The organism is Streptomyces sp. NBC_01451, from assembly GCF_036227485.1.
Taxonomy (GTDB): domain Bacteria; phylum Actinomycetota; class Actinomycetes; order Streptomycetales; family Streptomycetaceae; genus Streptomyces.
The window spans coordinates 8,407,871-8,421,336 of the sequence record NZ_CP109479.1; the positions used below are offsets into that span (position 1 = coordinate 8,407,871).

The 13,466-nt window shown below is 70.4% G+C and carries 14 protein-coding genes; 11 read left to right on the forward strand and 3 right to left on the reverse strand.

What is annotated here, in order from left to right; genetic code table 11:
- Positions 1–54: 54 nt before the first annotated feature.
- The gene (locus OG595_RS37000; protein WP_329279837.1) at positions 55–1,251 is read right to left on the reverse strand and encodes an acyl-CoA dehydrogenase family protein; all 1,197 of its coding nucleotides are present in this window, start codon (positions 1,249–1,251) and stop codon (positions 55–57) included.
- Between the two features lie 205 nt (positions 1,252–1,456).
- Here OG595_RS37000 and OG595_RS37005 point away from each other — a divergent pair, with 205 nt between their 5' ends.
- The 5 genes from OG595_RS37005 (at position 1,457) to OG595_RS37025 (ending at position 7,281) form a co-directional block, all read left to right on the forward strand.
- Positions 1,457–2,929, forward strand: coding sequence for a FadR/GntR family transcriptional regulator (locus OG595_RS37005; RefSeq protein WP_329279839.1), 1,473 nt, complete (start codon positions 1,457–1,459; stop codon positions 2,927–2,929).
- Positions 2,930–3,031: 102 nt separating this feature from the next.
- Positions 3,032–4,219: an acyl-CoA dehydrogenase family protein gene (locus OG595_RS37010; RefSeq protein ID WP_329279841.1), complete on the forward strand. Its 1,188-nt coding sequence runs from the start codon at positions 3,032–3,034 to the stop codon at positions 4,217–4,219.
- Between the two features lie 100 nt (positions 4,220–4,319).
- Positions 4,320–5,087 (forward strand): SDR family NAD(P)-dependent oxidoreductase, encoded by a 768-nt coding sequence (locus tag OG595_RS37015; protein ID WP_329279843.1) that lies wholly within the window; start codon positions 4,320–4,322, stop codon positions 5,085–5,087.
- On the forward strand, positions 5,084–6,304 hold the full coding sequence (locus OG595_RS37020) for an acyl-CoA dehydrogenase family protein (RefSeq protein WP_329279845.1): 1,221 nt from the start codon (positions 5,084–5,086) through the stop codon (positions 6,302–6,304). The genes OG595_RS37015 and OG595_RS37020 overlap by 4 nt, the downstream gene beginning before the upstream one ends.
- A complete protein-coding gene (locus OG595_RS37025; protein ID WP_329279847.1) occupies positions 6,301–7,281 on the forward strand; it encodes an NADPH:quinone oxidoreductase family protein in 981 nt (326 codons plus the stop codon). The genes OG595_RS37020 and OG595_RS37025 overlap by 4 nt, the downstream gene beginning before the upstream one ends.
- 22 nt (positions 7,282–7,303) lie before the next feature.
- Here OG595_RS37025 and OG595_RS37030 read toward each other — a convergent pair whose 3' ends face one another.
- Positions 7,304–8,167, reverse strand: a complete 864-nt coding sequence (locus OG595_RS37030) for a mycofactocin-coupled SDR family oxidoreductase (RefSeq protein WP_329279849.1) — start codon at positions 8,165–8,167, stop codon at positions 7,304–7,306.
- A gap of 175 nt (positions 8,168–8,342) precedes the next feature.
- On the opposite strand from OG595_RS37030, the gene OG595_RS37035 reads away from it, so the two are divergent.
- From OG595_RS37035 to OG595_RS37050, 4 genes are read left to right on the forward strand one after another with little or no spacing between them, the layout of a single operon-like run.
- Complete coding sequence (locus OG595_RS37035; RefSeq protein ID WP_329279851.1) at positions 8,343–9,488, forward strand: amidohydrolase family protein; 1,146 nt, start codon at positions 8,343–8,345, stop codon at positions 9,486–9,488.
- A complete protein-coding gene (locus tag OG595_RS37040) occupies positions 9,485–9,736 on the forward strand; it encodes a hypothetical protein (RefSeq protein ID WP_329279853.1) in 252 nt (83 codons plus the stop codon). Before OG595_RS37035 ends, OG595_RS37040 begins: the two co-directional genes overlap by 4 nt.
- 7 nt (positions 9,737–9,743) lie before the next feature.
- Positions 9,744–10,556 (forward strand): mycofactocin-coupled SDR family oxidoreductase, encoded by an 813-nt coding sequence (locus tag OG595_RS37045; protein WP_329279855.1) that lies wholly within the window; start codon positions 9,744–9,746, stop codon positions 10,554–10,556.
- Positions 10,557–10,570: 14 nt separating this feature from the next.
- The gene (locus OG595_RS37050) at positions 10,571–10,759 is read left to right on the forward strand and encodes a ferredoxin (RefSeq protein ID WP_329279857.1); all 189 of its coding nucleotides are present in this window, start codon (positions 10,571–10,573) and stop codon (positions 10,757–10,759) included.
- Between the two features lie 69 nt (positions 10,760–10,828).
- Here OG595_RS37050 and OG595_RS37055 read toward each other — a convergent pair whose 3' ends face one another.
- Complete coding sequence (locus OG595_RS37055; RefSeq protein ID WP_329279858.1) at positions 10,829–11,701, reverse strand: VOC family protein; 873 nt, start codon at positions 11,699–11,701, stop codon at positions 10,829–10,831.
- Positions 11,702–11,860: 159 nt separating this feature from the next.
- Here OG595_RS37055 and OG595_RS37060 point away from each other — a divergent pair, with 159 nt between their 5' ends.
- Both OG595_RS37060 and OG595_RS37065 read left to right on the forward strand, forming a co-directional pair.
- Positions 11,861–12,730: an alpha/beta fold hydrolase gene (locus tag OG595_RS37060; RefSeq protein WP_329279859.1), complete on the forward strand. Its 870-nt coding sequence runs from the start codon at positions 11,861–11,863 to the stop codon at positions 12,728–12,730.
- A gap of 58 nt (positions 12,731–12,788) precedes the next feature.
- Positions 12,789–13,397, forward strand: coding sequence for a TetR/AcrR family transcriptional regulator (locus OG595_RS37065; RefSeq protein ID WP_329279860.1), 609 nt, complete (start codon positions 12,789–12,791; stop codon positions 13,395–13,397).
- Positions 13,398–13,466: the final 69 nt, after the last annotated feature.

Below are 13,466 nucleotides of genomic sequence, written 5' to 3' on the forward strand. Positions count from 1 at the left end.
GGCCACGACGGCGCCGCAGTCGATCGACGACCAGTCGCACCCCCGTCGGAGCGCTCAGCGAGGCAACCCGAGCCCTCGCTCGGCAACCTGAGTCCGCAGAACCTCGTTGGCCCCACCAGCAATGGTGTACGCCCGCGAGTACAGATGCGCGTCCTGCCACCACCCGCCCGCCACCACCTCCGCGTCGCCCTCGACGAGCAGTCCGTCGGTCCCCTGCATACGCAGCCCGAACTCGGCCAGGTCATGGTTGAGTTCGCTGAAGAAGATCTTGCCCAGCAGGGCGTCACCGGCCCCCTCCGTGCCGTGCAGCATCCGTGACTGCGCCAGCGAGATCATCGCCGCGTTCACCTGCACCCGCGCCGCCAGTTCCCCGATCGTCTGCCGGGTGGCGGAGTCCTCCAGCGCGGGCCGGCCGCCGACCGGCGTCTCCTCCGCGAGCCGCACCAGGTCGTCCAGTACGGCGGACAGCTCTGCGCCGCGCGCGGCCACCCCGGAACGCTCGCGGCCGAGGCTGCTCATCGCCACCCGCCAGCCGTCGTTCACCCGGCCGATGACGTTCGAGGCCGGGATCCGGACGCCGTCGAGGAAGACCTCGTTGAAGTCGGTGGTCCCGGTGATCTCGCGCAGCGGCCGGATGCCGACACCCGGACTGCGCATGTCCAGCGCGAACGCGGTGATGCCCCTGTGCCTGGGCGCGTCACCGTCGGTGCGCGCGAGCAGGTAACCCATGTCGGCGTGCTGACCGTTGGTCGTCCACACCTTCTGCCCGTCGACGACGAACACGGCGCCGTCGTCGTCGGTGGCGCCCTCCCGGCGCGCCCGCGTCCGCAGGGACGCCAGATCGCTGCCCGCCTCCGGCTCGCTGAACAGCTGGCACCACACGTCCTCGCAGGCGCGGATGCGGGGCAGAAAGCGCGCCCGCTGTTCGTCGGTACCGAAGTCGAGCAGGGCCCCCGAGGCCAGTGAGGCCGCGCCGACCGGCGGCCAGGTGCGGGCGCGGGCGATCTCCTCGGCGACGACGAACGGTTCGAGGGGATGGGCGTCGGGCCGGCCGCCGTACTCGGCGGGCCAGTCGATGCCGAGGAAGCCCGCCGCGTACAGCTTCGCGGTCCACTCCCGGATCGCCGGCATCAGCGCGGGGTCGGGTGAGCGCACACCGGAGTGGGTCTTGCCGCCGGGTGCGTGCTCGGCGACGAAGGCCCGCACCTTCCGCCGGAACGCCTCGATTTCGGGTGTGGGCTCCAGTCGCATCGCTGTCGGCTCCTTAACGTCGTCGTCATGCGCACGATCTCGAAATGAGGGTACTCTAAGTGTGTCTGTTGTCTCCCGTCGACAACCAGGAGCGGACCGGGAATCACCGATCCGGTCACGGCGTCGGGCACCGGGCTCGCACGTGACTCGCGCCACCGACGAATAGACTGGGGATCCGCAATATCCCCTCTGAGGAGTTGGCCCCATGGCGACTGCCGTCGACCGCGAACCCGCCGACGGCGAGGCCGGTGTCCCGGTCGGCAAACTCGCCGCACAGACCGCGCACCGCATCGAGGCGACCGTCATCCGCCAGGGCTGGCCCGTCGGGGAGTCCCTCGGCTCGGAGGTGGACCTGCGGGAACGCCTGGGAGTGAGCCGCGCGGTGCTGCGCGAGGCGGTCCGTCTGGTCGAGCACCACCAGGTCGCCCGGATGCGGCGCGGCCCGAACGGCGGCCTGATCGTCTGCGCCCCCGACGCGGGACCGGCGACCCGGGCCATGGTGATCTACCTCGAATTCGTCGGCACCAGCGTCACCGACCTGCTCCAGGCCCGCCAGCTCCTCGAACCGATCGCCGCGGGCCTCGCCGCGGACCGCATCACCGAAGAGGGCATCGCCACTCTCCGTGCCACCCTCGACGGCGAGATCGCCCACTGGGACGACCCGTCGGTCCATTCGCAGGACCCGCTGCACCCGGTGCTCGGGCAGCTGTCGGGAAACCCGGTGCTGCACCTGTTCATCGACGTCCTCACCCGTCTCACCGCCCGGTACGCGCACACGTCCCGCCGGGTCACCAAGGCCGAGATGCACGCGGCGAAGGAGACCTCGCACCGGGCCCACCGCGCCGTCGTCGAAGCCGTGATCGCCGACGACGGCGCTCGCGCGCAGACGGAGCTCACCGCGCACCTGGAGTCGGTCGCCGCCTGGATCGAGAAGCACCGGGTGCGCCGCGGGCAGCGGATCGCGGGGAACGTGATCGAGCCCGAACTCGTCGAGGGTCTGCGGGCCAAGCTCGCCGAGGTGGTGGCCGCCCGTATCCACGACGACATCGCGGCGCGGGGCTGGCAGATCGGCATGGTGCTCGGTTCGGAGGCCGACCTGCTGGCCCGCTACGGCATCAGCCGGGCCGTTCTGCGGGAGGCCGTCCGGCTCCTGGAGTACCACTCGGTCGCCCGGATGCGCCGGGGCCCCGGCGGCGGCCTGGTCGTCACCGCGCCGGAACCGCAGGCCAGTATCGACACGATGGCGCTCTTCCTCGAATACCAGGGCGTCACGGCCGACGACCTGCGGATCGTCCGCAACGCCATCGAACTCGGCATCATCGCCAGAGTGACCACCCGGCACGCGACGGGGGACACCGAGGTCGTCGAACGCCTCACGAGAGCCGTCCGGTGGCCCACCGAGGGCCCGGCCGACGAACTCCGCAAGGCCGACCTGTTCCACTCCGAACTGGCCGCCCTGGCCGACAATCCGGTGCTGTCGCTCTTCCTCTCCATCATCACCGAACTGTTCCGCCGTCACGCCTCCGGTCACGACCGCCCGCTGCCCGGCGACATGGCGGCCGAGGAGGTCCAGCACGTGCACCAGCGCATCCTCGACGCGATCGTGCAGGGCGACGCGGGGGTCGCCCGGCACCGGATGGGGCGACATTTGGATGCACTCATTCCTTGGTGGCACTGACCGGCAGCGGTCGCGGGAGGTCATGTACAGCCACTTTCCTGATCGCTCTGGACCGAGGATGGTAATTACGTATACTCAATAGGGTCCACTGAAGGAGCTTCGATGCGCCGGACCCTGTTCGAACAGGATCATGAGGACTTCCGTCTCCTGGTCCGCGACTTCATCGCCCGCGAAGTGCTCCCGGTGTACGAGGACTGGCGTCGCGCCGAACTCGTCCCCCGTGAACTGTTCACCTCGATGGGCAAGCTCGGCATCATCGGCACGGCGATCCCCGAGGAGTACGGCGGAGGCGGCTCGGACGACTACCGCTTCAACGTCGTCATCCAGGAGGAGTGCGCCCGCGCCGGCGTGACACTGGGCGGCCTGCGGACCCATCTCGACGTGGTCGTCCCGTACTTCACCGGGCTGGCCAACGCCGAGCAGCGGGCCCGCTGGTTCCCGGGGCTCGCCTCGGGAGAGCTGTACACCGCGGTCGCGATGAGTGAACCCGGCACCGGGTCGGACCTCGCCGGCGTCACGACGAAGGCGGTCCGCGAAAGTGGGGGTACCCCCGCCAGTGAGGGCGTAGCCGGCGGGGGAGACCACTACGTCCTCGACGGGGCGAAGACGTTCATCACCGGAGGCCACCACGCCGACTTGGTGATCGTCGTGGCCCGCACCGCCACCGATCCGGACAACCGGCGCGCCGGGCTGTCCCTGCTGGTGGTGGAGAAGGGAATGCCCGGGTTCACCGTCGGGCGCAGGCTGGAGAAGATCGGCCTCCAGGTCCAGGACACCGTGGAGCTGTCCTTCGACGGCGTCCGCGTCCCCGCCGCCAACCTGCTCGGCGAGGAGGGCGCCGCCTTCTCCCTCCTCGGCCGCAACCTGGCCCAGGAACGGCTGGCCATCGCGGTCGGCGCCGTCGCCCAGGCCCGCGCGGCGATCGACCTGACCGTCACCTACGTACGCGACCGGACCGTGTTCGGGAAACCGGTCGCGCACTTCCAGAACACGAAGTTCGAACTCGCCGCTCTGGACACCGAGGTGACAGCGGCCCAGGCTCTGCTGGACGCGGCGATCACGGCACTCGTCGCCGGCGACCTGAGTCCCGTCGACGCGGCCAGGACCAAGCTGTTCTGCACCGAGACACAGGGCCGGGTGGTCGACCGCTGTCTCCAACTGCACGGCGGCTACGGCTACATCCTCGAATCACCGATCGCGCGGCTGTACGCGGACGCCAGGGTGACCCGTATCTACGGCGGCACCAGCGAGGTCCTGAAGACCATCATCAGCAAATCCCTGGGACTGTGAACCCGTCCCCTCAGGACGCGTCCGCTCAGGACCAGTCCCCTCAAGTCCCGCCCCATTCAAGATCCGTCCCGATCAAGAAGTGTCCCGTGAGGAGTGGGGAATGAACATCGACGGTTCATCGGCGCTGGTCACCGGAGGCGCCTCCGGCCTGGGCCTGGCCACCGCCCGCCGGATCATCGAGCGCGGCGGCAAGGCCGTCCTCGCCGACATCTCCGAGGAGCAGGGCGTCAAGGCGGTCGCCGACCTCGGTGACGCCGCCCGCTTCGTCCGCGCCGACGTCACCGACGAGGCCGCGGTCACGACCGCCCTCGACACCGCCGCCGAACTAGGCCCGCTGCGCTTCGTCGTGCACTGTGCGGGCCGCGGCGGCGACCGCACCCGGATCATCGACCGCGACCGCAACCCCGGCGAACTCGACACGTTCGCCGAGGTCGTACGGGTCAACCTGATCGGCACCTACAACGTGCTGCGGCTGGCCGCCGCCCGTCTCGCCGCCAACGAGGTCGTCGACGGCGACCGCGGCGCGATGGTGCTGACCGCGTCGGTCGCCGCGTTCGACGGCCAGATCGGCCAGACCTCCTACACCGCGGCCAAGGCGGGCGTGCACGGCATCACCCTGGTCGCCGCCCGTGACCTGGCCAGCTGGCAGATCCGGGTGAACACCATCGCGCCGGGCGTCATGGACACCCCGATGCTCGGCCGCCTCCGCGAGGACATCAGGGACGGACTCGCCGCGTCCGTCCCGCATCCCAAGCGTCTGGGCACCCCGGACGACTACGCGCGCCTCGCCGTGGAGATGCTGGAGAACCCCTACCTCAACGGCCAGACCGTCCGCCTCGACGGCGCCATCCGCATGGCTCCGCGGTGACCTCGCCGGCCCAAGAGGTGGTCACCGACGTGGACTTCCGGGCCCGCTTCCGAGCCTTTCTGGCCGATCATCACCCCGGCCGCCGCCCGAAGGCCCCCGCCGAGCGGCTGCCGTGGCAGAAGGCCTGGCTGGCCACCCTGTTCGACGCCGGATACGCCGGCCCGAGCTGGCCGCGCGAGTACGGCGGCATGGAACTGGACTTCGCCCGACAGGTGATCTACCAGGAGGAGTACGCGCGCGCCCGGGTGCCCGGCCCCCTCGGCACCGGACTCGGCATCGCGGCGCCGACCCTCATCAAGTACGGCACCCCCGAACAGAAGAAGCGCTTCCTGCGCCCCATGCTGCGCGGCGACTCCGTGTGGGCGCAGGGCTATTCGGAACCGGAGGCGGGCTCGGACCTGCCCGCCCTGCGGACGACCGCGCGACGGGAGGGCGGCGGACCCGACGACCCCGGTGCCGTGTACGTCGTCAACGGGCAGAAGGTGTGGAACAGTTCGGCCGACATCGCCGACATTCTCTTCACCCTCGTCCGTACCGGACCACCCGACTCCCGCCAGGAGGGCATCAGTTACCTGCTGATCGACGCGCGCGCCCCGGGAGTGAGCGTGCGCCCGCTGCGGGACCTGACCGGCGACGCGCACTTCTGCGAGATCTTCTTCGACGACGTACGCGTGCCGGTGGCCGACAGGATCGGCCCGGAGAACGGCGGCTGGCCCCTCGTCAGGACGAGCCTCGGCCATGAACGCGCGGCCGGAGCGATGAACCAGGCGGCCCTGTACCGGCGCGTCCTCGACGAGCTGATCGAGCTGGCGCGCGAACGCGGGGCGACTGCGGACCCGCTGGTGCGCGACCGCCTCGCGGACTTCGAGATCCGCGTGCGGATCATGCGCCTGACCGGGATGCGGACCATCGCCGACATCATGACGAAGGGCGAACCCGGACCGGCGTCCTCGACGTCACGGCTCTTCATCGTGACCTTCGAACAGGAACTGCACGAGTTCGCCCTGGAGTTGCTGGGACCGTACGGCGTCCTCGGCCGCCGGGATCCGCACGCCGTCCAGCGTGGGCGCTGGGTGTGGGGCTTCCTGCGCACCCGGGCCTCGTCGATCGGGGCGGGCACCGCCGAGATCCAGCGCAACACCATCGCCGAACAGGTACTGGGCCTGCCCCGTGACCCGGCGATGCCCACTGCGCACACTGCCGAGAGGACACGATGAGAGCCGCACGCTGCACGGAGTACGGGCCCCCGGGCGGCCTGGACGTCGTCGAACTCGGCGACCTCGAACCCGGCCCGGGGGAGGTCCTGGTCCGGGTGCACGCCGCGGCCGTCAACTTCCCCGACGTACTGCTCGTGGCGGACCGCTACCAGGTCCCCGCGCCCCTGCCGTTCACGCCCGGCAGCGAGTTCGCCGGCGTCGTGGCCGCGCTGGGGCCCGGGGTGTCCGGCCCGCCGGTCGGCTCACCCGTGGCCGGGGCGGTCCTCACCGGCGCCTTCGCCGAGCAGGTCGTGGTGCCCGTGTCCGGCCTGCGGCCCGTCCCCGACGGACTCGACATGGTCCACGCCGCCGCGTTCCACGTCACCTACGCGACCGCCTACCACGCCCTGACCACCGTCGGACGGGGCGAGGCGGGGGAGTGGGCGGCGGTGCTCGGTGCCGCGGGCGGGGTCGGCTCCGCGGCCGTCGACGTCGGGACCAGGCTCGGGATGCGGGTGGTCGCGGCGGCGTCGAGCCGGGAACGGCTGACGGTCGCGCGAAAGCTCGGCGCGGTGGCGGGCGTCGACTACGTCCGCGAGGACCTGAAGACGCGGATCCGTGAACTCACCGACGGCGGCGTCCACCTCGTCGTCGACCCGGTGGGCGGCGACCACGCGGAGGCCGCCCTGCGCGCACTGCGGCGGGGCGGCCGGTTCGTCACGGTGGGCTACGCCGACGGGAGGATCCCGCGGATCCCGCTGAACCTGGTCCTGCTCAAGGACGCGGTGGTACGGGGCTTCGAGATCCGCATGCTGCGCCAGTACGCCCCGGACACGGTGGCAGCCGGTGACCGGGCGCTCGCCGGGATGGTCCGCGACGGGATGCGCCCGCTCGTCTCCCGCGTCCACCCCCTCAGCGACGTTGCCGCCGCCCTCACCGACGTCGCGGAACGCCGGACCACCGGGAAGGTCGTCATCGACACGACGGGCGGGGCATGACCCCCGTCCGCCTGAAACCCGTTCAGAAGGTGGGCAGTTGGGGGCGCCGCTTGACGTATCCGGCCGCGTCGACGCGCATCTGCATACCGGTGACGTAGCGGGACTCGTCCGAGACCAGGAAGAGCACCGTGTCGGCGATGTCCTCGGGCTCGACGTAGGGGATGCCGAAGCCGGTCGTCGCGGGGAAGCCGGGCAGCGCGTCCTCGCGGGTCGGGTTCTCCAGGTCGGGGCGGAACGACCGGTACATGAGGTCGCTGTTGAGCATGTCCGTGTTGACGTTCGTCGGGTGCAGCGCGTTGACCCGGATCTTCCGGGACGCGAGCACCGTGGCCAAGTCGTGAACGAACGCGGCGACCTGGCGCTTGGCGAAGGAGTAGCCCAGGCCGCCCGGACCGTTGGCCGGGTTGTCCGTGGTCGCCGGGATCAGCCCGGCGATGGACCCGGTGGCCACGATCGAGGCACCGTCGGGCAGATGGGGCAGGGCCGCGTCGACGGCGTGCACCACCCCGTTGAAGTCGACGGTGACGGCGTCCAGGAAGGCCTGGGCGGTCTGCCCCGGACCCAGCGGGCAGATGCCGGCCTGCGCGACGACCGCGTCGAGCCGCCCGAGTTCGGCCACCCCCTCGGCGACGGCGGCCTTGAGCGCCGACGGCTCGCGCACATCGGCCTTGCGGGCGACGATGCGCCGCCCGAGTTTCTCGACCTGACGCACCGTCTCGTCCAGGTCCGCCTCGTTGGCCAGCGCGTAGCCGTTGGTGGCGATGTCCTCGCAGAGGTCCACCGCGATGATGTCGGCGCCCTCCGCGGCGAGCCGGATCGCCTGGGCCCGGCCCTGGCCGCGTGCCGCCCCCGTGATGAAGACGACCTTGCCCTGCACTCGACCCATGGGGTCTCCTTCCGTCGAATAAAAGAGTAGCCTGAATCCTTGTGGAGGGATCTGGCTCACATCCATGATCCGTGAGAAGCAAGGGGTTTCATCTTCTTCTTCCACTGAGTGAGACCCGATCAGTACACGCAATGTGTCGATGCTGGAGAGTCTCCGAGACCGAGGGAGCGCAAGGATGCCGCTGCAGCCATGGATGAAGTTGCTGTCGACCGACGACCACCTGATCGAGCCCCCACGACTGTGGTCCGACCGCCTGCCCGCGAAGTACCGGGAGGCGGGCCCACGGAGCGTCGAGCAGCCACGCGGTGAGGGCCGGGCGCCCGCCGAGGTGTGGGTCTACGAGGACCGGATCTACCCCTACATCGGCCTCAACGCCGTGGCGGGCAAGGACCCCGAGGACTTCGGCCTCGAACCGACGCGCTACGACGAGATGATCCCGGGCTGCTACGACCCGAAGGCCCGTCTGCGCGACATGGACCTCGACGGGGTCTGGGGGGCGTTGTGCTTCCCGTCCTTCCCGGGGTTCTCGGGCCACGTCTTCATGGACGGCAAGGACCGCGAACTCGCGCTGCTGTGCGTCAAGGCGTGGAACGACTTCGTCCTCGACGAGTGGTGCGCCACCGCGCCCGGCCGGCTCATCCCCCTGGTGATCCTGCCGTTGTGGGACGTCGAGGCGTGCGTCGCCGAGATCCACCGGACCGCAGCCAAGGGCGCCAAGGCGATCTCCTTCCCGGAGAACCCGGCCCCGCGCGGCCTGCCCTCCTTCCACACCGACCACTGGGACCCCGTGTTCTCGGCGGCCGAGGAGACCGACATGCCCTTGTGCCTGCACTTCGGCACCTCGGGCAAGGCGCCGAAGACGGCCGAGGAGGCGCCGTTCGCGGTGACCATCGCCCTGTTCGGCACCAACGCCATGTACGCCACCGCCGACCTGCTCTTCTCCCCGGTGCTCCACAAGCACCCCAAGCTGAAGATCGGGCTGTCCGAGGGCGGCATCGGCTGGATCCCGTACCTGCTGGAGCGCAGTGACGGCACCTGGGAGCGGCACCGCTTCTACCAGAACGTCAACCAGAGCGTCCGGCCCTCGGAGCTGTTCCACAAGCACTTCCACGGCTGCTTCATCGACGACCGCTTCGGCGTCGAGGTCCGCCACCACGTCGGCGTCGACAAGATCACCTGGGAGTGCGACTACCCCCACTCCGACTCGTACTGGCCCAAGAGCCGCGCCTACGCCGCAGAGGTCCTCGCCGACGTACCGGACGACGAGGTGCACAAGATCGTCGAGCTGAACGCCCGCCGCCTCTACAACCTCCCCGCATGAGCAGGCGGCCGGAGTCCGAGCGGTCCGACTGGACCGACCTGGACCTGCTCACCCGCGAGGAGGCCCACGGCAGGCTCCTCGCGGAGATCGCCGAGACGGACGTACGCCTCGCCGGACTCGGCACGGACGACGAGGCCGAGGCCGAGCGTGAGCTCCTCCGGAGGCGGCTGCGCGCCCTGCGCGAGGCCGCCGAGGATCTGACGAACCCGACGCACTCCACGAACCTGACCGACCACTCGAAGAACTGAGGTTGCCATGGGGCGAGTCGAGAACAAGGTCGCGCTCATCACGGGTGCGGCGCGCGGCCAGGGCCGCTCCCACGCGGTACGGCTGGCCGAGGAAGGCGCGGACGTGGTCGTCACCGACGTCTGCCACGACATCAGCGACGCGCTGCCCTACTCGCTCGCGTCGAAGGAACAGCTGGAGGAGACCGCCGAGTTGGTGCGGGCGACGGGCCGGCGATGTGTCGCCGTCCAGGCCGACGTCCGTTCGATCACCGAGATGCGGGCCGCCGTCGACGCCGCGCACGAGGAGTTCGGGCGCCTCGACGTGGTCGTCGCCAACGCAGGCGTCATGAGCTCGGGTTCCGCCTGGCAGCTGACCGAGGAGGCCTGGGACGTCGTCGTCGACGTCAACCTCAAGGGCGCCTGGAACACGGCACGGGCGGCGCTCCCGGGGATGATCGAGGCGGGCAACGGCGGCTCGGTCATCATGATCAGCTCGGCGGCCGGAATCCGCGGCCATGTGCCGTACGCCCACTACGTCGCCGCCAAACACGGCGTGGTCGGTCTGATGAAGGCCCTCTCCAACGAACTGGGCACGCACCGCATCCGGGTGAACACCGTCCACCCCACCGGCGTCAGCGACACGGGCATCACCGTGGGCGTGCCGATCGAGGAACTCTCCGCGCGGGAGCCGATGTTCGCCCTGGCCGCGATGAACACCCACGCCCCGTACGTCGAGCCGCGGGACGTGTCGAACGCGGTCCTGTTCCTCGCCTCGGAAGAGGCGCGATATGTCACCGGCCTTCAGTTCACCGTCGACGCAGGATCGACCAACAAGCCGTAGAACGGAGCCGTTCAGTGAAGATCACCATCGACAGGTCGTCGTGCTCCGGCCATGCCCGGTGCGCGGCGGCGGCACCCGGGCTGTTCCGCCTGGACGAGGACGGCTACGCCCTGCCCTTCGACGACGAGGTCCCGGGAGACCTCGAACGGGACGCCCGGGAAGGGGAGTCGGCCTGCCCGGAGCGGGCAATCACCGTCGAGTGACCTCCCGTACGACCGACAGCCGAGCCCCACGGTCCAGGGACTGTGGGGCTCGGCCATGTGGGGGGGTGCTCAGCCGCCCGGCATCGGCGGCGGTGTGAAGTGGTGGCCCCAGAACGCGCCGTCGGTGATCTCGTAGACGGGCACGGGCTCGGGCACCTTCAGGCCGTTCCAGCCGAACTCGACCGCGTAGTTCTCCGGCGACCAGACGTAGAACGACACCATGTGGTCGTTGGTGTGCTTGCCCAGCGTGTGCATCATCGGGACCTCGTACTTCCCGGCCCGGTCCAGTGCGCGCCCCACGTCGTCCAGTGTCGCGCCCTCGACCATGAAGTGCAGCAGCCGCCCCGGACCAGGCATCGGCGTCACCCCGAGGGTGTGGTGCCGGGGGTTGCAGCCCATGAACCAGGTCGTGCCGCCCGGTGAGCGCATCGTGTTCCGCTCGATGAAGCCCAGCACGTTGACGTAGAAGTCGAACGTGCCCCGCGCGTCCTCGGCGGAGATGATCGCGTGCCCGAAGCCCATGTCGCCGGTGACGAAGCCCGACACCAGCGGGGTCTGCACCGGCACATGGTCGAGCGTCGTGCCGTAGAACAGCTCGACCGGGTTGCCGCCCGGGTCGTTGAACTTGACGAAACCCGTGACCTTGCGCGCCGCGGCCTCCGCCTCCGTGCCGGCCGTCACCTTGATGCCGGCCTTCTCCACGTCCGCGACCAGCCCCGCGAGCTCCCGCTCGTCGAGAACCTCGAAGCCCAGCGCCGTCATCCCGGGCTGGGCGCCCGGAGAGACCACGATGCGGGCCGGGTAGTCGTCCATCCGGAAGTGGAGGGACTCGGGATCACTGCCCTCGACGGGCATCAGACCGAGGAAGTCGCCTCCGAAGGCCTTCCACTTGTCGATGTCGTTGGACTCCAGACGCAGGTACCCGAGTGAGCGAACACCCATCAGGTCCTCCCCTCGCATTGATCAGGTCCGGGACGCCCGAGGGCCCCCGGCATCGTTACGTCCACGACGCTAGACAGCCCGCGCCCCGCGCCGCCGGGACCGTCCCACTGATCGGGAGCCCACCGGCGGGCGCCGACTGCCCGGTGGCACGGTGCTGCCATGACACTCACCTCCCTGACGTACGAGAACACCCTGCGCGAACTCCCCACGGACGAGGGTGTGCTTCGCTACCACGAGGCGGGCGACGGGCCGCCGCTGCTCCTGCTGCACGGCTCGGGACCGGGTGTGACCGGCTGGCGCAACTACCAGGGCAACCTGCCGGTGTTCGCCCGGCACTTCCGCACCCTCGCCCTGGAGTTCCCCGGTTTCGGCGTGAGCGACCCGACCGACGAGAACCCGATGGTGGCGGCCCCGAAGGCCGTACTGCGCTTCCTCGAAGGCCTCGGGCTCGACCGGGTGGACGTCGTCGGAAACTCCATGGGCGGATACGTGGCAGTGGGCCTCGCGGTCGCCCACAAGGACCTGTTCCGCAGGGTCGTGACCATCGGGGGAGTGGGCCGCAACATCCTTTCCCCGGCGCCCAGCGAAGGGCTCAACCTGCTGGTGGAGTTCACCGAGAACCCCACCCGCGAGAACCTCGTGCAGTGGCTGCGGTCGATGGTCTTCGACCCCTCCTTCCTCACCGACGAACTGATCGAGGAGCGCTGGGCGAGCGCGACCGATCCGGCGACCCTTGAGGCGTCCCGCCGGATCTACGGCCGGCAGGCGATGGCCGCGATGATGGCCGCCCAGGCCCACTCCGACCAGCCCGTCTGGGCTGCGCTCCACAAGGTCACCGCACCCACCCTGCTGACCTGGGGCCGCGACGACCGGGTCACCCCGCTGGACAACGCGCTGCTGCCGATGCGCACCATCCCCAAGGCCGAGCTGCACGTCCTTCCCGACTGCGGGCACTGGGCCATGATCGAGCAGAAGGCTGCCTGGGAGAGCGCGGTGCTGGCGTTCCTGACCCGCCCGGACGCCTCCTGAGCCTCCCGAGCGACGCGGCGGGGAGACTCGACGACATGCGACCTGGGGGGCCGGATACGTGGCGAGACCCGCAGAGGTTCGGCAACCCGCCGCTCCGGTGTCGAGCCGCCAGGCCGCCCGACAGGTACGCATCCTGCGCGCCGCCTCCGAACTCGGCGCCCGCGAGGGGCTCGCCCGGGTGCAGATGCAGGACGTGGCCCGGGAGGCCGGCGTCGCGATCGCCACGCTGTACCGCTACTTCCCGTCCAAGCCCTACCTGTTCCTGTCCGTCCTGGAATGGCACATCGAGGAGTTCCTCGGGGGCCGGGACGCCGCTTCCTCCGCCGCCGACGGGAACGACCCGGCGGCGGAAGTGGCCCGCACGCTCGTCGCGCTGAGCGGGAAGCTGCTGGCCAGCCCCCTGCTGGCGTCGGCGGTGGCGCTGTCGTCGTTCAACGAGTACGCGAGCGCCGTCCCGACCCGGTTCGACATCGTCGAGCGGGCCCTGGGACGGCGGCTCCTGCACCTGCTCGGATGCCGCGCGGACGCGGAGACCGCGCGCAGCCGGGTGCGGCTGCTCGTCTACAGCTGGTGGGGTCTGTTCGTGGCCATGCTGACCGAGGAGATCAGCACCGAGCAGGCGGAGGCGGACCTGCACCTGGCCGTGCGACTGATCGCCGCACCCTGAACACGGACACGGACACCAATACCGACACGAGCGCGAGCGCGAACACGAACACGAACACGAACACGAACA